We start from the raw sequence: 19,229 nt of genomic DNA, 5'->3' as shown, positions 1-19,229 counted from the left end.
CGGCTACCCATGATTTTTCCGTACCGACTCGAAGCGCGCACGATGCCCTCCCGCACGATGCGGCTCGCTGTGCCATTGATCGCCGCGCTACTCACGCTCGCGATCGGCTTTCTCATTTTCGGCCTCGTCGGCCGTGATCCGCTGGAGGCGATGCACGCGTTCTTCATCGAACCGCTGTCGAGCGTCAACGGCTGGTCTGAACTGCTGCTGAAAGCCTCGCCGCTGTGCCTGATCGGCCTTGGGCTCGCGGTCGGATATCGCGCGAACGTGTGGAACATCGGCGCCGAAGGGCAGATGATTCTCGGCGGCATCGGCGCGAGCGGCGTCGCGATTTATTTCGATCAGGCGTCGGGCTGGTGGATCCTGTTCCTGATGATGATCGCCGGCATGCTGGCCGGCATGGCGTGGGCGGCGATTCCCGCGCTCCTGAAAAGCCGCTTCAACACCAACGAAATCCTGACGAGCCTGATGTTCACCTACGTCGCGACGCAGTTGCTGATCTGGCTCGTGAGCGGCCCGTGGCGCGATCCGCAGGGCATGAATTTCCCGCTTTCGGAGATGTTCAGCGGCGACGCGCTCTATCCGACGTTCGCCGGCGACTGGCACTGGAAATTCCTGCACGGCACGCGTTTGAACGCGTCGGTCATCGTTACGCTGATCGCGATTCCGCTGGTGTGGGTGTTCATGAAGAAGAGCTTCGCGGGCTACCGGATGAACGTCGGCGGTCTCGCGCCGCTTGCCGCGCGCTACGCGGGCTTCTCCGAAAAGAAGGCCATCTGGACGTCGCTTCTGATCGGCGGCGCGCTTGCCGGTCTCGCCGGTATGGGTGAGATCGCCGGCCCGATCGGCCAGTTGCAGGCGACGTGGTCGCCGGGCTACGGCTTCACCGCGATCATCGTCGTGTTCGTCGGACGGCTGCATCCGGTCGGCATTGTGCTCGCGAGCCTGCTGATGGCGCTGCTGTACCTCGGCGGCGAAGCGGTGCAGACCTCGATGCAGTTGCCGCAGGCGCTCTCCGGCGTGTTCCAGGGGCTGCTGCTGTTCTGCCTGCTGGGTGCCGACGTGTTTGTGAACTACCGCGTGCGCCGCCACACCGTGGCCTCCCAGACGCATTAAGACCCACTGATTTCCCGGCGATCCCCATGGACATTCAACAAGCCAGCGCGCTGACCTCGAGCGCCGTCACCGCCGCCATTCCGCTGATGTTCGCGGGCGCGGGCGAACTCGTCACCGAGAAGTCGGGCGTACTCAACCTGGGCGTCGAAGGCATGATGCTGATGGGCGCCGTCACCGGCTACGCCGTGACCGCCGTCACTGGCAGCCCGTGGCTCGGCGTCGTGGCGGCGATAGGCGCGGGTCTTGCGATGGCGCTGCTGTTCGCGTTCCTCACGCTGACGATGCTCGCCAACCAGGTTGCCACCGGCCTCTCGCTGACGATCTTCGGCATCGGCCTGTCGGCCTATGTCGGCAAGCCGTATACATCGGCCGCCGTGCGCGCGACGATCGACACATGGACGATCCCCGGTCTGTCGAAGATTCCCGTCATCGGGCCTGCGTTTTTCAGCCTCACGCCGCTCGATTACCTCGCGTTCGCGATGTTCGCCGTGATCGGCTGGTTTCTGTATCGCACGCGCGCCGGGCTCGTGCTGCGCTCGGTCGGCGAATCGCCCGCGGTCGCGCACTCGGTCGGCTTTCCAGTGATCGGCGTGCGCTACGGCGCGACGCTGTTCGGCGGCGGCATGGCGGGTCTCGCGGGCGGCTACTACTCGATCGTCAACCTGCACCTGTGGCAGGAGCAGCTGACGTCCGGCCGCGGCTGGATCGCGCTTGCGCTCGTCGTGTTCTCGACGTGGCGTCCGGGGCGCCTCCTGATCGGCGCGCTGCTGTTCGGCGCGGTGACGGGCCTGCAGTTCTACGCGCAGGCGATCGGCGTGCCGGTGCCGACACAATTCCTCGCGATGACGCCTTATATCGCGACCGTCGTCGTGCTGGTGCTGATTTCGCGCAATCCGAACACGATCCGGCTGAACGCGCCGGCTTCGCTTGGCAAGCCGTTCTTCGCCGCGGGCTGACGGCGACGCGAGCCCGCGCATTACAAAACTGTTTCGAGTATTTCAATCACACGACAGGAGAAACCACGATGAAAAGAAAACTACTGGGCGCGCTCGCGCTGACCGCCGCCGCGCTGGGTCTCGGTGCCGCGCTGACCCAGACCGCGCGCGCGGCCGATGCGCCGGGCGTCGCGTTTGTCTATCTCGGCAACCCGGGCGACGCAGGCTGGACGTTCGCGCACGATCAGGGTTCGAAGGAAGTCGAGGCGAAGTTCGGCAACCGGATCAAGATCACGCGCGTCGAAAACGTGCCTGAATCGGCCGACTCGGAACGCGTGTTCCGCGATCTGGCGAACAAGGGCAACAAGATCATCATCGGTTCGAGCTTCGGCTTCCAGGACTTCGAACTGAAGGTCGCCAAAGACTTCCCGGACACCGTGTTCCTGCACGCGACAGGCTACAAGAAGGCCGCGAACTTCGGCACGTACGACGTGCGGATGTACCAGGGTGCGTATCTGGCGGGCGTCGTCGCGGGCCACGTGACGAAGACGAACACGCTGGGCTTCGTAGCGTCGGTACCGATTCCGGAAGTGGTGCGCAACATCAACGCGTACACACTTGGTGCGCGTTCGGTGAATCCGAAGATCCACACGAAGGTTATCTGGATCAACAGCTGGTTCGATCCGGGCAAGGAAAAGCAGGCGGCGGAAACGCTGATCGGGCAGGGCGCCGACGTGCTGCTGCAGAACACCGATTCGAGCGCGACGCTCGCGACGGCTTCGGAAAAGCACGTGCACGCGTTCGGCTGGGATTCGGACATGAAGAAGTTCGGTCCTGACGCGCACCTCGGTTCGGTGGTCGCGCACTGGGGCGTGTATTACAACGCGGCGATCCAGCAGGTGCTGGACGGCAAGTGGAAGAACGATCCGGTGTGGTGGGGCATCCCGCAAAAGGCCGTCAACCTCGAGGACCTGAACACGGGCGCGATTCCGGCTGACGCACAGAAGGACGTCGAAGCGAAACGCACCCAACTTGCTGGCGGCAAGTGGGACGTGTTTACCGGCCCGATCAAGGACCAGTCAGGCAGCGTGAAGGTGCCTGCCGGCAAGACGCTGTCCGATCCGGAACTGCAACGCCTCAACTGGTATGTGGAAGGCGTCGACGGCTCGCTGCCGAAGTAATGCAGACAACAGCCCGCGGCACCCGCGGGCTGTTCACTTTCGACCAGACGGCGACCTTGCAGGGCCGCCGCTTTCAGGGGCTGTGCCCGAACCGGCATGGCCCTTTTCCGTTGCGCCGCGCACGCACCATCGCGGGCGCGCTCGTGGCGCAACTGCATGTACTAGTCGTCGATACGCAGGCCGACCTTGAGCGTTACCTGCCAGTGGACGACCTTGTCGTTCTCGATCTGTCCGCGTGTCTCCGTGACCTGGAACCAGTGCAGGTTTCGCAGCGTCTTCGCCGCTTTTTCGATGGCTGTACGCACGGCGTCATCGCTCGATTTCGTCGACGATCCGGTCAGTTCGATGTGCTTGTAGACGTGGTCTTTCATGAGCCCTCCTTGGGTTGAAGAAAGTATAGGCAATGACAAGGCCGTTAGCGGCCCGCGCGGAGCGTGCCCGGCGCGGCGCGGTACGTCCGGCAGCAACTGGCGGGCGGTATCATGGCCAGGACTTCAACACCAGACCAGTAAGGAAAACAACGTGGAAACCGGATTCTGTGGCCCCGGCCTGATGGGCGCGCCGATGATCAGGCATCTGCTGCGCGCGGGCCATGTCGTGCATGTCTGGAACCGCACGCGTGCGAAATCCGAGGCGTTGCAGGGCGACGGTGCAACGGTCGTCGATACGCCGCGTGAACTCGCGGCGTGCGCCGAAGCCATCGTGCTATGCGTCGCCGACGCCGCGGCGGTCGAAGCGGTCGTGTTCGACGAACACGGCGTGCTGGGTCCGGATGCGCACGCTCATGGTCGAGATCGCACAAAAGGGAAATTGCGCTGGATCGTCGATCATTCGAGCATTCCGCCGGGCGTGACACGCAGCCTCGCGGCGCGCGCCGCGGCGGCCGGCGTGGGCTGGATCGACGCGCCGGTTTCGGGTGGCACGACGGGCGCCGTAGCCGGCACGCTGGCCGTGATGGCGGGCGGTGAGGCCGCCGATGTCGAAGCCGTCACGCCGCTGATCAAGGCGTACGCGTCGCGCGTCACGCACATGGGCACGGCCGGCGCGGGCCAGACCACCAAGCTGTGCAACCAGGCGATCGTCACGTCGACCATCGCGGCGATCGCCGAGGCGGTCACCCTTGCCGAACGCAGCGGCATCGACGCTTCGCGCCTGACGGAAGCGCTTGCTGGCGGCTGGGCCGATTCCGTGCTGTTGCAGACGTTCGTGCCGCGCATGACGCAAACCGGCTTCGCGCCGCTCGGCGCCTTCAGGACGTTCCAGAAAGACGTCGAGACGGTCGCCGCCACGGCTGTCGAGACCGGCACGCCGATGCCGGTCTCGGGCACCGTCCAGCAACTGCTGCGGCTGGCGGTCGCGGCAGGTCTCGCGGATGCCGATTTCACGGCATTTATCGACGTATTGCAGCCAGAGCGCCGTCAGGCGCCGCGCGGCGACGGCGGAACAAAGCGGGCCGGATCGTAACGGCGATGAGGGGGCGCCGGGCAGGGCGTCCCGTTTCAATAACCTGCTAAAATGTTGGGTTTTTCGCAGTCAACACATTCAAAGGACGCACCGTGCTGTCTACCGCCAACATCACCATGCAATTCGGGCCGAAGCCCCTCTTCGAGAACATTTCGGTCAAATTCGGGGAAGGCAACCGCTATGGCCTGATCGGAGCGAACGGTTGCGGCAAGTCGACGTTCATGAAAATCCTCGGCGGCGACCTCGAATCGAGTTCGGGCACCGTGATGCTCGAACCGAATGTGCGCCTCGGTAAATTGCGTCAGGACCAGTTTGCGTACGAAGACGTGCGCGTGCTCGACGTCGTCATGATGGGTCACACGGAGATGTGGGGCGCGATGACCGAGCGCGACGCGATCTACGCGAACCCCGACGCCACCGACGACGACTACATGCACGCCGCCGAACTCGAAGCGAAATTCGCGGAGTACGACGGCTACACGGCCGAAGCACGTGCGGGCGAACTGCTGCTTGGCATCGGCATCGCGATCGCCGACCACAACGGCCCGATGAGCAACGTGGCGCCGGGCTGGAAGCTGCGCGTGCTGCTCGCGCAGGCACTGTTCTCGAAGCCGGACGTGCTGCTGCTGGACGAACCGACCAACAACCTGGATATCAACTCGATCCGCTGGCTGGAAGACGTGCTCAACCAGTACAACTCGACGATGATCATCATCTCGCACGATCGACATTTCCTGAACCAGGTCTGCACGCACATGGCCGACATGGATTACGGCACGCTGAAGGTCTATCCGGGCAACTACGACGACTACATGCTCGCCAGCACGCAGGCACGCGAGCGTCAGCAGACCGCCAACGCGAAGGCGAAGGAACGTGTCGCCGATCTGCAGGACTTCGTGCGCCGCTTCTCGGCGAACAAGTCGAAGGCGCGTCAGGCCACGAGCCGCGCGAAGCAGATCGAGAAGATCAAGATCGAGGAATTCAAGCCGTCGTCGCGGCAGAATCCGTTCATTCGCTTCGAGTACGAAAAGAAGCTGCACAACATCGCGGTGGTGGCGGACACGATTACGAAGAAGTACGACCGTACGATCTTCCAGAACTTCAACCTGAGCGTGCAGCCGGGCGAGCGTATTGCGATCATCGGCGAGAACGGCGCGGGCAAGACCACGCTGCTGCGTTCGCTGCGCGGCAATATCAAACTCGATCACGGCACGGTGAAGTGGGCGGAAAACGCGAACATCGGTTACATGCCGCAGGACACGTACGAAGAGTTTCCGGACGACATCACGCTGATGGACTGGATCGACAACTATCGTCAGGAAGGTGACGACGAGCAGTCGGTGCGCGGCACGCTGGGCCGGCTGCTTTTCAACGCGGACGATATCCGCAAGTCGGTGAAGGTGCTTTCGGGCGGCGAGAAAGGCCGCATGATCTGGGGCAAGCTGATGCTCGGCCGCCACAACGTGCTGCTGATGGACGAGCCGACGAACCACATGGACATGGAATCGATCGAATCGCTGCAGATCGCGCTGGAGAAGTACGAAGGCACGCTGATTTTCGTCTCGCACGACCGTGAGTTCGTGAGCGGTCTGGCGAACCGCATCGTCGAAGTGCGCACGGACGGCACGCTGAACGACTTCGGCGGCAATTACGAAGACTTCCTGCTGAGCCAGGGCGTGCAGTAACGTTTCAATGCAGGTCCGAGGTACAAGAGCCCGCTTCCTCACTCGAAGCGGGTTTTTTCATCGCGCGACGCGGCCACGGTGATGCAGCGTTGGGCGCAATACAGGCGAAGCTATTTGCATCGCCGCTGATCTGAATCAGGAAGCGGTGTGCCGATACCGGTCCACGCGCCTTTTGTTTGACCTCACGCAATGCGAGGTCTGGCCCATTCGCGACCATGGACGTTTCATGTCGACGAAGCGGGCCTCTCATGTTTCCAGCGCATTCTTTTCCCCCACTCGTGATTCGTGGCCGCTCGCTGTTGCCGGTCGTGCAGGGTGGGATGGGCGTCGGCATATCGGCGCACCGGCTTGCCGGCAGTGTCGCCCGCGAAGGCGCGATGGGCACGATCGCCAGCATCGACCTGCGGCATCACCACGCGGATCTCGTCGAGACATGTCGCACGCATCCTGATCGCGAGACGCTCGAACGCGCGAACCTCACGGCGCTCGCCCGCGAAATCAGGGCTGCGCGTGTGCTCTCGGAAGGACGCGGCATGATCGCCGTCAACGTGATGAAAGCCGTCAGCGCACATGCCGATTACGTGCGGGTTGCCTGCGAAAACGGCGCCGACGCGATCGTCATGGGCGCGGGCCTGCCGCTCGACCTGCCTGACATGACGCATGCGTTCGATGTCGCACTCATTCCCATCCTGTCGGATAGCCGCGGCGCGACGCTTGTACTGAAGAAGTGGATGAAGAAGGGGCGCCTGCCGGACGCTATCGTGATCGAGCATCCCGCGCACGCGGGCGGCCACCTTGGCGTGACGAACCTCACTGAAATGCACGACGGCCGCTTCGAATTCGCGCGCGTGCTCGACGAGATGCAGGCGGTGTTCGCGTCGCTAGGCTTAGGTCGTAACGACGTGCCGTTGATCGTCGCGGGCGGCATCAACAGTCACGACGCGGTGCGCATGTGCCTTGCAGCGGGTGCGAGCGGCGTGCAGCTCGGTACGCCGTTCGCCGTCACCGAGGAGGGCGATGCGCATCCGGATTTCAAGCGCGTACTGGCCGAGGCGACGCCCGAGGACATCGTTGAATTCGTCAGCGTGACGGGGCTGCCGGCGCGTGCCGTCCGCACGCCATGGCTCACACGCTATCTGCGTCACGAGGAACGTATCCGTACAAAAATCGGCGCGCTCAGGCAGGCGTGTCCGACAGCGCTTGAGTGTCTGAGTGCATGCGGATTGCGTGACGGCATCGAGAAGTTCGGTCACTTCTGCATCGACACGCGCCTCGCGGCCGCGCTGCGCGGCGATGTCGCGAACGGCCTGTTCTTTCGCGGTCGTGAAGCGCTGCCGTTCGGCCACGCGATCCGCAGCGTGCGCGATCTGCTTGAGCTGCTGCTGACAGGCACAGCGCGACCGGCGGTTGCACGTCACGGTGCGTTTTCGCTTCGTTGATACCGGTCAACACGACCGGTCGTAAGTCCCTGGAAAATGTAGGGGCTTTACGACAACGAGGAAAGAAAGATGAACAGATGGACCAACGGGGTAGGCGCGGCGGTATGCGCGCTGAGCATGTGCATGCCGGCAAGCCAGGCTGCTGCGGCAGAGGAAGCTGTTCAGGCGGCAGCCATGGGCGGGATTCACGCAGGTGATGTACTCGTGCGTCTGCGCGCCATCAGCATCTTGCCGCAAGTCAGCACGAGCAATACGTTGTCGGCGCTCAATGTCGACGTCAACAACGCCACGGTGCCGGAACTCGACTTCACGTACATGATCCGCGACAACATCGGCGTTGAGCTGATCCTGGGTACGTCACGGCATCAGTTGACATCGAATCTGGGCGGTCTGGGTGGTGTGAACGTGTTGCCGCCCACGTTGCTGCTGCAATATCACTTCAACCATCAGGGGACGGTGCGGCCTTATGTCGGTGCCGGCCTCAACTACACGTTGTTCTACAACAATGGCCTGAGTGCAGGCGGCCAGCCGGTCTCAATCAGCAATCACAGTTTCGGACCGGCGTTACAGGCAGGCGTCGACGTGCAGGTGGCGAAAAATCTCTTCGTCAACGCGGACATCAAGAAGATCTGGATGCACACTGATGCGTCGCTTGGCGGTGCCTCGCTCGGCACGCTGCATATCGATCCGCTGGTGGTCGGCATCGGCGTCGGGATGAAGTTCTAGCGTTTGCTTTCGTTCCCGGGCGCACCTGGTGCCGCGTGTCAGGTTGCGCTGCTGACGTCCGCGCGCGGACGTGGCTGCTCAGAGGTGATCGTTCTGGAATCGCATCGCGGTGCCTTCGCGTTTGATGCGCTCCCAGATCGCGAGCTTTTCGTCGTCGCTCAGGAACACCCAGTTCGACACTTCGCCGGCGGTGCGACCGCAGCCCTTGCAGACTTCATCGAAAAGCGTCGAGCAGACACCGATGCAGGGGCTGTCGGGAAGATCGTGAAGATTTGAAGCCATGAAAACGCCCGGGCGAAGGAAGGGTGAACGGAAACCGTTCGACATGTTAACCGATCCGCCGGATTCCCGATCCGGGTGACGCGCCAGGTCGATCGACCTGGCCGGATGCGATGGCAGTCATGACCGCGTCACCCGCATGCGAACGTCAACCTCGCCGTGCGCATGCGAATGTGCCTTTCATCGCGCGATGCTGTAGCCGATGCGCGCGACCCAGTGCTGGCGATTGTTGTAATCGAGAATGTCTTCGCCGTAGCCGTTGAAGTAGCCCACCCACACGTAACCGCCCCACGCGCTGCCGAACAGTTTCGACAGCGGGTAAGTCAGCTGCGAATCGATACTGCCGTACCAGTGCTTCGTGCCCTTGCGCAGCGTGGTGGCGAGTTGCCAGCCGTCGGGACTGCCGTACTTCACGAGCAGATCGACGTAGCCGCGATAGTCGGCGATATCTTCGTTGCCGCTCTTGCTGAGGTAGTAGTAGATTTTCGGCGATACCGTCAGGTGGTTGCCGTCCAGGTTGCCGAATTCCCACGTCGGGCGCACGAACGCGATGTTGATCGCGCGCGAATCGTCGCCGCTCTTGCCGTTCGATTCGTGTCCGATACCGCCCGAGAATCCCATGCGCGTGAACCACGAACTGCGCCAGCCCGTGTCGGCGACGTAGTAGAACAGCTGCGGCATGTAGCTCGAATCGCGGAATGGCCGCGAATCGGCGCTCAGGTCCCACAGCACGGTCTGCGTGTAGGCGAAATACAGGTTGTCGAGAAAGGCCTTCGAGCGCAGGTCGTCGGGCATCATGATGCGGTACTTGAAACTCAGCTGGAAGCGCGCCGACGCATCGCCGTTCTTGCCGAAACCGATATACATCGGCTCGAAATACGAGAGCCTCGCGAGCGCGCTGCGGCCTGTCGTGGCAAGCGAATCGAGCGGCGCGTCGATCGCGTCTTCCGGGTTGTTGACGGCCGAAGATGCCGCCGCGACCTGGGCGGGTGTCGTCGCCTGCGCTTCGCTGCGTTCGGCCGTGGCGATCGTCTCCTGATCCGCACCGCGGTTGATGGCGACAAGCGCCGGCGAAGCGTCGAACCCGACCGGATCGATCCGCATCACGCCGCGTGCCGATTTCGGCCACGGCGCCGAAAACGTCACCTTGCGATACTGGCCGGGCTGCAGCTTCAACGTGTCCTGTACGCCGGGATCGCGCACGAGATCGACCGGCTGCGGTGCGAGGTCGCCATTCGTCAGCGTGACGCGGAGAGTCGATGGCACCGTGACAGTGAGCGGCGTGGTGTCGTCGTCGGAATAGAGGAGTGTGATCTGCAGCGGATCGCGCACCGCGGCCTCGCGCGGTGGCTGCAGCATCGCGACGGCCGCGTGTGCCTGACCCGCGACGGCAAGGAGGGCCAGCCACCCCGTACGCGACGCCCGCAGCCGAAGGGCGGCACGTGATAGCAACAGAAGCAGACAGAAACGGGGCAGCGGCTGCGGATCATCGGCAAAAGCGGTATGGCGGGGAGAAGCGTGACAGACAGGCGAGGCATCGAAGCGCATGGGCGGTCGTCCAGATAAAAGGCCGGGATAAGGAGCTTGGATACGGGGCCACGAGACACAGACACACGACACAGTCACACCGCGCCGGTTTTCAGGCGCACCAGGCAAAGTGCATCCACATTGTAAAAGACAGCTTGATAAACCGTAAGGCAGGCGACGGGCGCCGCACGGCATTTCACTGTGCCGCGGATCACCTCAGAGCGTGGACGCAAGTTGCCATAGCAGCGCGCCGTTGAGCGTCAGAATGGCTGTCGCTGACAGCCACGCCAGCGCGAGCGGCAAGCCGTGCACGCGCCAGTGGCCCATCAGCGACCGGCACGACGCGAAACGGATCAACGGCACGACGGCGAGCGGCAACTGCAGGCTGAGCACAACCTGGCTTGCAACGAGCAACTGGTTGGAACCGTGCTGCCCGAACATCGAGACGGCAAGAAGCGCCGGACCCATCGCCAGCGAGCGCGTCAGGAGCGCGCGTTGCCAGCGCGGCAGGCGCAGCGCAAGGAAACCTTCCATGACCGCCTGGCCGGCGAGCGTGCCCGTCACGGTTGCGCTCAGGCCGCAGGCGAGCAGGGCCGCCGCGAAAAGGATGGCGGCCCAGTGCGTGCCGACGATCGGCGCGATCAGACGATGGGCATCGGCGAGATCGGTGATGTCGCGATGACCGCTCGCGTGAAACACAGCCGCTGCCAGGATCAGAAGCGCCGCGTTGATGACGAACGCAAACGACAGCGAGCCGAACGTGTCGTAATTGACGCCGCGTAACGCGTTCGCGATAGCTGCGTCGTCGTGGTCGGGTGCGTGGTTTCTGACGAGCGCCGAGTGCAGATACAGGTTGTGCGGCATCACCGTCGCGCCGAGGATGCCGGCCGCGAGCCACACCATGCCCGCATTGCGCAGCAGGTCGGCGCCTGGCGCGACGCCGGCGAGGGCCGCATGCCAGTCGGGCCGCGCGAGCGCCAGTTCGATGACGAAGCACAATCCCACGAACACGATCAGCCCGACGACGCTCGCTTCGAGCGTGCGTCGCCCGCGTCGCTGGAGCGCGAGTATCGCCAGCGTGCCGACCGCTGAGAGCAGCACGCCGACCGTCAGCGATACACCGAGCAGCAATTGCAGCGCGACCGCACTGCCAACGACCTCCGCGACGTCGCAGGCAATGATGGCAACCTCGCTCGTGAGCCACAGGAAGTACGCAGTGCGCCTGCTGAAGCGCTCGCGGCACAGCTGCGCGAGGTCGCGTCCCGTGACGACGCCAAGCCGCGACGAAATCCATTGCAGCAACATCGCCATCAGACTCGACATGAGCACGACGCTGAGCAACCGGTAGCCGAAGCTTGCGCCGCCCGCGAGCGCTGTTGCCCAGTTACCGGGATCCATATAGCCGACCGCGATCAGCGCGCCGGGACCGACGAACGAGGACCAGTGCGCGGGCCGTCCGGGCGCGGGGCGTTGCGGTCCGCCGCCGGCGGCGGTGCGCGGGCGGCGTCGGTGGTGACGCATGGCGAACAGGTTTGGGTTCATCGCGATCATCAAAAAATCAGCGCAGGGTGCGCACGCACATTGCCACCGACAGGACAGGCAAACGACGCATCAATCGCCCACGAAGGGCAAGCAGGGCGCAAACGTCGTGCCCGGGGCCCATCGCACAGGCCCGGGCGAGGGCGGCCAGTATCGGGGGCGGGCAACTCGCGCGAAGCGAATATGGTCGCCTTATGCCGGTGGGCAGCGCGCTCCGCCTTTCCTGTCAATCGCCTTGCGTGCTTCGCCGCCAGGCCGCGGGCCGTCATGTTCCGAAATGAGCGTCCTTCGTCAAAACATAGACGATGGGGTTTTTTTCGGGTGGACATGCGCCGATAACCCGATAAAATTGCGCCCAATTTTGCAATGCTGGCATCGCCCCCACGAAGGCGGGGCCGGTTGCAGGGTGGTTTTCTGGTTGTACCCTTTGCACGACAGCGCGCCGTTTTTTTTGGAGCGTGCAGTATTTAGTGGTAGTTTTCGGGTTTTTCAGGGGAGCCGCGCGCGACGCGTTGCGGTGTGAGCGGGGCAAAGGCCGGACAGAGCCGGTCAGGATCGGAGAACGGGATGAATAAACGGGTAATGGGCCGGCTGGCGGCGCTTGTGCTGTGCGCGGCGCCGTGGGTCGCGGCCGCGGCGAAGGATACGCAGTTGAATGTGTATAACTGGTCGGATTACATTGCCAAGGATACGATCCCGAATTTCACGAAACAGACCGGCATCAAGGTCAGATACGACAACTACGACAGCGACGACACGCTTCAGGCCAAGCTCCTCACGGGCAATTCGGGCTATGACATCGTCGTGCCGACCAGCAACTACGCGGGCAAGCAGATTGCCGCAGGCATCTTCGCGCCGCTCGACAAATCGAAGCTCCCCAATCTCAAGTATCTCGACCCGGCACTGATGGCGCTCGTCGCCGGCGCCGATCCGGGCAACAAGTACGCGGTACCCTGGGCATACGGCACGACCGGCCTTGCCTACAACGTCACGAAGGCCCAGCAGATTCTCGGCAAGTCCGTGCCGCTCGACAGCTGGGACGTACTCTTCAAGCCCGGGAACATCTCGAAGCTGAAAGCGTGCGGCGTCTCGGTGCTCGACGCGCCCGACCAGATGTTCGCCGCCGCGCTGCATTACATCGGCAAGGATCCGATGAGCACGAACCCGGACGACTACCGCGCCGCGCTCGCGATGATGAAGAAGATCCGTCCGTACATCACGCAGTTCAATTCGTCGGGCTATATCAACGACCTGGTGGGCGGTGACGTGTGCTTCGCGTATGGCTGGTCCGGCGACGTCGTGATTGCGAAGCATCGCGCTGTCGAAGCGAAGAAGCCGTACAAGATCGAGTATTACATTCCGAAGGGTGGTGCACCGGTCTGGTTCGACGTGATGGTGATTCCCAAAGATGCGAAAAACCAGGAAGCCGCGCTCGAATGGATCAACTATATCGAGACGCCGCAGGTCCACGCCGCGATTACGAACGAGGTCTACTATCCGAGCGCGAACCTCGAGGCGCGCAAGTACGTGGACAAGGACGTCGCGAACGATCCCGCCGTGTACCCGCCGGCTGACGTCATCAAGACGCTGTTCCTGCTGAAGCCGCTGCCGCCGGAAATCCAGCGTCTGCAGACGCGATTGTGGACCGAGTTCAAGTCCGGCCGCTGATGCCGGGCCGACACATGCGGTAGTGCATCAACAAGAAGCCCCCGGTGTTCACCGGGGGCTTTGTTCGTCAAACGCAGGAGCGAAGCAGCAGATCATGAGTGACCAGTCAGGCGTGTCGGCAGGGGCCGGCACGCTGCCCCAAGGCAATTCCTTCGTCGCAAACGATGCAACGGAAAACTTCGTGCAGATCGTCGACGTCGTCAAGAAGTTCGGCGAAACCGTCGCGGTCAAGGGCGTGAACCTGAACGTCGAAAAAGGCGAGCTGTTTGCGTTGCTCGGTAGTTCCGGCTGCGGAAAGTCAACGCTCCTGCGCATGCTGGCGGGTCTCGAGACCGTGACGTCGGGCAGGATTCTGATCGACGGCGAAGACCTCGCGCAGATGCCGCCGTATCGCCGGCCGGTGAACATGATGTTCCAGTCGTATGCGCTTTTTCCGCACATGAACGTTGAATCGAACATCGCGTTTGGTCTGAAGCAGGAAGGCGTGCCGAAGGCCGAACTGCGCGATCGTGTGCAGACCGTGCTCGAGCTCGTGCAGATGGGCCGCTTTGCGAAGCGCAAGCCGCATCAGCTATCGGGTGGCCAGCAGCAGCGTGTCGCACTGGCACGCAGCCTCGTCAAACGGCCGAAACTTCTGCTGCTCGACGAACCGATGTCGGCGCTCGACAAGCAGATCCGGCAGCGCACGCAGATCGAACTCGTCAACATTCTCGACACGGTCGGCGTGACGTGCATCATGGTGACGCACGATCAGGAAGAAGCGATGACGATGGCGGGGCGTCTCGCCGTGATGAGCGAAGGCGAGATCGTGCAGCTCGGCACGCCGCATGAAGTCTACGAATATCCGAACAGCCGGTTCTCGGCGGAATTCATCGGCTCGACGAACCTGTTCGATGGCAACGTCGTCGAGGACGAGCCGGATCACGTGTTCATCGAAACGCCGGATCTGCCGTGCCGTATGTACGTGAACCACGGCATTACCGGTCCGCTCGGGATGCCGGTGACCATTTCCGTGCGGCCCGAGCGCATCGCGCTTACGCGCAAGCCGCCTGAGGGCGCGTACAACTGGGGCAAGGGCGTCATCACGAACATTGCGTACATGGGCGGCTACTCGCTTTATCACGTCAAACTCGACGGCGGCAAGACTGTGATTGCAAACGTGTCGAGCCTCGCGATCTCCGAGATCGAGACACCGACGTGGGGCGACGAGATCTATGTGCGCTGGAGCGCGTCCGCCGGCGTGGTGCTGACGTCATGAAGCGGTCGATGAGTTCGTTCGCCTCGTGGCCCGTGCGCCGCTTTGGCCTGACCGGGCGCACCGCGGTCGTGGCCGGGCCGTTCCTGTGGCTGCTGCTGTTTTTCCTCGTGCCGTTCGTGCTGGTGGTGAAGATCAGCTTTGCGGATCTTCGGATGGGCATTCCACCGTATACCGAACTGACGTCGATGAAGGACGGCGTGCTTCATATCGCGCTGGATCTGTCGCACTACGTGTTTCTCGTCACCGACAGCCTGTATTTCGCGACTTACGTGAATTCGGTGGTGGTGGCGGCGATTTCGACACTGTTGTGCCTGCTGCTGGGTTATCCGATGGCGTATTACATTGCGCGATCGAATCCGTCGACGCGCAATATCCTGTTGATGGCTGTGATGCTGCCGTTCTGGACGTCGTTTCTGATTCGCGTGTACGCGTGGATCGGGATTCTGAAGAACAACGGGTTGCTCAATAATTTTCTGATGTCGATTGGCGTGATTCACGCGCCGATCGAGCTTTATCACACGAACACGGCCGTATATATCGGCATGGTGTATTCGTACCTGCCGTTCCTCGTGATGCCGCTGTACGCGCATCTGGTGAAGATGGATCTGACGCTGCTAGAGGCCGCATATGATCTTGGCGCAAAGCCGTGGAAAGCGTTTGTGCAGATCACACTGCCACTGTCGAAGAACGGGATTATTGCGGGCTGCCTGCTGGTGTTCATTCCGGCGGTTGGCGAGTATGTGATTCCGGAACTGCTGGGTGGGGCGAATACGCTGATGATCGGTCGCGTGATGTGGAATGAGTTCTTCGACAATGCCGACTGGCCGATGGCGTCCGCGGTGACGTGTGCGATGGTTGTGCTGCTGCTGGTGCCGATGGCGCTCTTTCAGTATGCGCAGGCGAAGGAGCTGGAGGACAGCCACTGATGAAGCCGAATCGTTTTTTGCAGATCGTCGCGCTGGGTATCGGATTTCTGTTTCTGTACATACCGATTGTGAGCCTGGTGGTGTATTCGTTCAACGAATCGCAGCTGGTGACCGTGTGGACGAAGTTTTCCGTGCGCTGGTATCAGGCGTTGCTTGAAGACGACGAACTGATTGCTGCTGCGTGGCTTTCCTTGCGGATTGGGTTGCTGACGGCATTTGCGTCGGTGTTCATCGGGACGTGGGCTGGATTTGTGCTCGCCCGAATGGGGCGGTTTCGTGGTTTTACGCTTTATACGGGGATGATCAATGCGCCGTTGGTGATTCCTGAGGTTATCCAGGGGATTTCGCTGCTGCTGCTTTTTATCGAAATGGGCAAGTGGCTGGGGTGGCCTGCCGGGCGGGGGATTTTCACCATCTGGATCGGGCATGTGATGCTGTGCATTTCGTATGTCGCGATTATTGTGCAGTCGCGGGTGAGGGATCTGAATCCGTCGCTTGAGGAGGCTGCGCTGGATCTGGGGGCTACGCCGTTCAGGGTGTTCTTTGCGATTACGTTGCCGTTGATTTCCCAGGCGCTTGTTGCCGGGTGGCTGCTGTCGTTTACGCTTTCGATCGATGATCTGGTGTTGTCGGCGTTTTTGTCCGGGCCTGGGTCGACCACGTTGCCGCTGGTGGTTTTTTCCCGCGTCAGGCTTGGGTTGAATCCTGAGATGAATGCGCTTGCTACTCTGTTTATTTCCGTTGTCACGGTTGGGGTGGTTGTGGCTAACCGGTTTATGCAGAATGCGGAGAGGAGGCGGCTTGCCATGGCGATGTAGTGGTTGTTTTGTATTTCTGGATTTTTTGGCAAGAAATACAAAACAAAAACAGAAAAACGAAAAAAACCTAAACCCGATACCCAATCCTCACCGCACCCCAATGCCGCCCGGCGACAACGACGGGCGCCGACGCATCTTTCATCAACACAAACGCCCCGCCTCCCATATCCCGCCGATACGTCTGCAGAAGAAACCGCTTCGTATTCGCGCCAGCGGCCAATCCCGTCCGGTCGTTGAACATCCGCCGGTTCCGGCAATTCGCCGCATTCCACACAGGATCCTCCCCCTGCGGCCGCGAAAATTTCAGGTTATGCGTCGGCAAATAACCCCTTGCATCGATAGCAGCACAAAACGCAACGCGCTCGTCGAGCTTGAGCAACGGCTCCTGTATTGCCGGCAACACGCGATCGGCAAATGCGGTAAACCGCGTCATGAACTGCGGTGGATTCGTTCCAGGCACCGGCACATAAGCCGTATCGAACAGGTCCGCCAGCGTAATGTCACCACGTGCAAGCGCCGTCTCGAACAACTTGCCCACCTTCGCCGCGGCGCCCTCGACGGCTTCGATAAATCGAGTGTCGGCAGTCTCCACGCCCGTCCCGGCCGTCAGTTCGATCAGCGTTTCGGATAAGCCCAGCAGATTTCCCAAGCGATCCTTTGCCTGCACGAAGTTCTCGCTCGAATCCTCGATGTCGCTCGCCATCTCCACGACCTGTGCTTCCAGCCCGTGGCACTGCGTCTCGATCTCGCCCGTCAGCGTTGCGATCTGGCCCGCGTCGGCATTCAGTTGCGTGATTGCTTCGCCCGTCGAATGCACGACGTCGCCAATCATGCGCGTACCTTCCCGCACTCGATGCGCGCGCGCCGTGTTCACTGATCCCTCTGAAATCAGCTGCTCGGTCTGCTGGGTCAACTGCGCAAGCGTCGTCTCGATCTGACCGGTGGCCTGCGCAGTCTTCGCCGACAGATTCTTCACCTCGGCGGCGACCACCGCAAAGCTCTTGCCGGATTCGCCGGCGCGAGCGGCTTCGATTGCGGCGTTCAGCGCAAGCAGATGCGTCTGTCGCGCAATCAGCGAAATTTCCTCGGAGACGCGGCTTACGTGAGCCAGCGCGGAGCGCAACGCGCCAATCTGGCTCTCGATGACGGTCACGCCCTCAACCAGCCCGTGGATGTCCGCAAGCGACGCCTGCAGCGTCTGTTGCGATTCCTGCACGCCGCTCGCGGCATCGGCGGTGACGGTGCGCATCTCGCGCGCAGCCGTGGCGATACGCTCGTTGCCCTGCATCGTCAGGGCAGCGGATTCGCGTAACGCACGACACACCTGTGCCTGGCGCTGAACGCGCGCCGCGACTTCGTCGACGTGTCCCGATACGTCGCAAATCTCGATGCCCAGTTTGCCCGCCTGCGTCGCAATATCGCCGACCACCGAACTCGATCGGCCCTTCCGGCGAAAGCTGAAGCCCGTCATGGATGTCTCCTTGTTGTCGCGGGTCGCATCGGTGAAACGCAATTCTCCCGGGTTCGCCCGCGCGAATGCCGCGTTTTCTTCCTTGGGTTTACGGCGCGCTTTCACATGACTTCATACGGACTATCCCTCGGTCGATATCATGGAGGCTTCGGCGCCGCTCCCTTCGGCTTACTGTTTTCACTGCGACTCAACTTTCCATCCATCACTTCATGTCCGAGGTTTTATTCAGCATTGCAGGCTGGGCGCAGCTCGCGCAGTTATGGGCGCTGATCGTGCTGGTCTGCAAGTTTCTATGGGGCCTCCTGCTGCTGCCCGGCGGGGGCTGAAAGTGTCACGTCAGGCAATCGCGCGCGTTTCCGGGTAACGTTGAGCGTCGCACCACACCATGCACAGGATGTATCGATGAATCAGGATTCGACCCAGCGCTTTACGAACCGCGTCGCGGACTACGTGAAGTACCGTCCAGGCTATCCGCGCGAAGTGATCACGTTCCTGCACGACGTCTGCGGTCTCGCGAAGGGCGCGCGGGTTGCCGACATCGGCGCGGGAACGGGCATCTCCGCGAAGCTCTTTCTCGATGCGGGCCATCCGGTCGTCGCCGTCGAACCGAACGAGGCGATGCGCAACGCGGCCGATGCGTGGCTCTCCGGTTTCGACGGTTTCAGCAGCAAGGCGGGCACGGCCGACGCCACCACGCTCGATGACGCCAGCGTGGATCTCGTCATCGCCGCGCAGGCGGTGCACTGGTTCGATCCGGCGACGGCCCGCCGTGAATTCGCCCGCATCGTGAGGCCAGGCGGCCTCGTCGCGCTTTTCTGGAACAGCCGTCTGCTCAGCGGCACTGCGTTTCTCACCGGCTTTGAAGCATTGCTCAAGCGCTATGGCGTCGACTACACGGAAGTGTCCGGACGCTATGGCGACGACGCGACAATGGCCGCCTGGTTCGACAATGGCTTCGCGCACAAGGCGACGTTTCCGAACGCGCAGCAGCTGGATTTCGATGGACTGAAAGGGCGGCTGATGTCGTCGTCGTTCGCACCAAAGACAGGGCATCCCGATCACGAACCCATGCTCGTCGCGCTACGCCAACTGTTCGACCACACCGCGACACACGGCACGGTCGAATTTGCTTACGAAACGCGTCTGTACGTCGGCGGTACGTCGAATAGCTAGCGGCAGGCCGGCTCATCCATCGAA

General features: G+C 62.3%; 17 protein-coding genes. 12 read left to right on the top strand and 5 right to left on the bottom strand.

What is annotated here, in order from left to right:
* Positions 1-9 precede the first annotated feature (9 nt).
* From LPA34_RS06930 to LPA34_RS06920, 3 genes are all read left to right on the top strand, one after another.
* Positions 10-1,116 carry an ABC transporter permease gene (locus tag LPA34_RS06930; RefSeq protein ID WP_228976342.1) on the top strand — a complete coding sequence of 369 codons (1,107 nt, stop codon included), beginning with the start codon at positions 10-12 and terminating at the stop codon, positions 1,114-1,116.
* 26 nt (positions 1,117-1,142) lie between these two features.
* Positions 1,143-2,072, top strand: a complete 930-nt coding sequence (locus tag LPA34_RS06925) for an ABC transporter permease (protein WP_228976340.1) — start codon at positions 1,143-1,145, stop codon at positions 2,070-2,072.
* A gap of 68 nt (positions 2,073-2,140) precedes the next feature.
* Positions 2,141-3,232, top strand: a complete 1,092-nt coding sequence (locus LPA34_RS06920; RefSeq protein ID WP_228976338.1) for a BMP family ABC transporter substrate-binding protein — start codon at positions 2,141-2,143, stop codon at positions 3,230-3,232.
* A gap of 161 nt (positions 3,233-3,393) precedes the next feature.
* Here the strand turns inward: LPA34_RS06920 and LPA34_RS06915 are convergent, their stop codons facing one another.
* Positions 3,394-3,603 (bottom strand): dodecin, encoded by a 210-nt coding sequence (locus tag LPA34_RS06915; RefSeq protein ID WP_228976336.1) that lies wholly within the window; start codon positions 3,601-3,603, stop codon positions 3,394-3,396.
* 151 nt (positions 3,604-3,754) lie between these two features.
* Between LPA34_RS06915 and LPA34_RS06910 the strand changes: the two genes are divergently transcribed.
* The 4 genes from LPA34_RS06910 to LPA34_RS06895 all read left to right on the top strand — a co-directional run bounded on the left by LPA34_RS06910 (position 3,755) and on the right by LPA34_RS06895 (position 8,546).
* On the top strand, positions 3,755-4,696 hold the full coding sequence (locus LPA34_RS06910; protein WP_228976334.1) for an NAD(P)-dependent oxidoreductase: 942 nt from the start codon (positions 3,755-3,757) through the stop codon (positions 4,694-4,696).
* A gap of 92 nt (positions 4,697-4,788) precedes the next feature.
* Positions 4,789-6,381: an ABC-F family ATPase gene (locus tag LPA34_RS06905; protein ID WP_228976332.1), complete on the top strand. Its 1,593-nt coding sequence runs from the start codon at positions 4,789-4,791 to the stop codon at positions 6,379-6,381.
* Between the two features lie 248 nt (positions 6,382-6,629).
* Entirely contained in the window at positions 6,630-7,820 is a 1,191-nt protein-coding gene (locus tag LPA34_RS06900; RefSeq protein ID WP_228976329.1) for an NAD(P)H-dependent flavin oxidoreductase, read from the top strand.
* A gap of 69 nt (positions 7,821-7,889) precedes the next feature.
* Complete coding sequence (locus tag LPA34_RS06895; RefSeq protein WP_267478028.1) at positions 7,890-8,546, top strand: OmpW/AlkL family protein; 657 nt, start codon at positions 7,890-7,892, stop codon at positions 8,544-8,546.
* 78 nt (positions 8,547-8,624) lie between these two features.
* Here the strand turns inward: LPA34_RS06895 and LPA34_RS06890 are convergent, their stop codons facing one another.
* The 3 genes from LPA34_RS06890 to LPA34_RS06880 form a co-directional block, all read right to left on the bottom strand.
* Positions 8,625-8,828 (bottom strand): DUF1289 domain-containing protein, encoded by a 204-nt coding sequence (locus LPA34_RS06890; protein ID WP_228882784.1) that lies wholly within the window; start codon positions 8,826-8,828, stop codon positions 8,625-8,627.
* A 177-nt stretch (positions 8,829-9,005) separates the two neighbouring features.
* Positions 9,006-10,373: a phospholipase A gene (locus tag LPA34_RS06885; protein WP_411178835.1), complete on the bottom strand. Its 1,368-nt coding sequence runs from the start codon at positions 10,371-10,373 to the stop codon at positions 9,006-9,008.
* A 195-nt stretch (positions 10,374-10,568) separates the two neighbouring features.
* Entirely contained in the window at positions 10,569-11,894 is a 1,326-nt protein-coding gene (locus LPA34_RS06880) for an Nramp family divalent metal transporter (protein ID WP_228976326.1), read from the bottom strand.
* Between the two features lie 564 nt (positions 11,895-12,458).
* Here LPA34_RS06880 and LPA34_RS06875 point away from each other — a divergent pair.
* From LPA34_RS06875 to LPA34_RS06860, 4 genes are all read left to right on the top strand, one after another.
* Positions 12,459-13,559 carry a polyamine ABC transporter substrate-binding protein gene (locus LPA34_RS06875; protein WP_228976324.1) on the top strand — a complete coding sequence of 367 codons (1,101 nt, stop codon included), beginning with the start codon at positions 12,459-12,461 and terminating at the stop codon, positions 13,557-13,559.
* Positions 13,560-13,653: 94 nt separating this feature from the next.
* Positions 13,654-14,817 carry an ABC transporter ATP-binding protein gene (locus LPA34_RS06870; protein WP_228976322.1) on the top strand — a complete coding sequence of 388 codons (1,164 nt, stop codon included), beginning with the start codon at positions 13,654-13,656 and terminating at the stop codon, positions 14,815-14,817.
* Positions 14,814-15,743, top strand: a complete 930-nt coding sequence (locus tag LPA34_RS06865; RefSeq protein WP_228976320.1) for an ABC transporter permease subunit — start codon at positions 14,814-14,816, stop codon at positions 15,741-15,743. The genes LPA34_RS06870 and LPA34_RS06865 overlap by 4 nt, the downstream gene beginning before the upstream one ends.
* Entirely contained in the window at positions 15,743-16,561 is an 819-nt protein-coding gene (locus LPA34_RS06860) for an ABC transporter permease subunit (protein ID WP_228976318.1), read from the top strand. The genes LPA34_RS06865 and LPA34_RS06860 overlap by 1 nt, the downstream gene beginning before the upstream one ends.
* A 67-nt stretch (positions 16,562-16,628) precedes the next feature.
* On the opposite strand, the gene LPA34_RS06855 is transcribed toward LPA34_RS06860, so the two are convergent.
* A complete protein-coding gene (locus LPA34_RS06855; protein WP_228976314.1) occupies positions 16,629-18,032 on the bottom strand; it encodes a methyl-accepting chemotaxis protein in 1,404 nt (467 codons plus the stop codon).
* Positions 18,033-18,434: 402 nt separating this feature from the next.
* Here LPA34_RS06855 and LPA34_RS06850 point away from each other — a divergent pair, with 402 nt between their 5' ends.
* The gene (locus tag LPA34_RS06850; RefSeq protein ID WP_228976312.1) at positions 18,435-19,205 is read left to right on the top strand and encodes a class I SAM-dependent methyltransferase; all 771 of its coding nucleotides are present in this window, start codon (positions 18,435-18,437) and stop codon (positions 19,203-19,205) included.
* Positions 19,206-19,229: the final 24 nt, after the last annotated feature.

Source organism: Paraburkholderia gardini, assembly GCF_907164575.1.
GTDB classification, from domain to species: domain Bacteria; phylum Pseudomonadota; class Gammaproteobacteria; order Burkholderiales; family Burkholderiaceae; genus Paraburkholderia; species Paraburkholderia gardini.
Note: the sequence above shows the minus strand (reverse complement) of the source record. Positions and strands in the feature narration are given on the sequence as shown.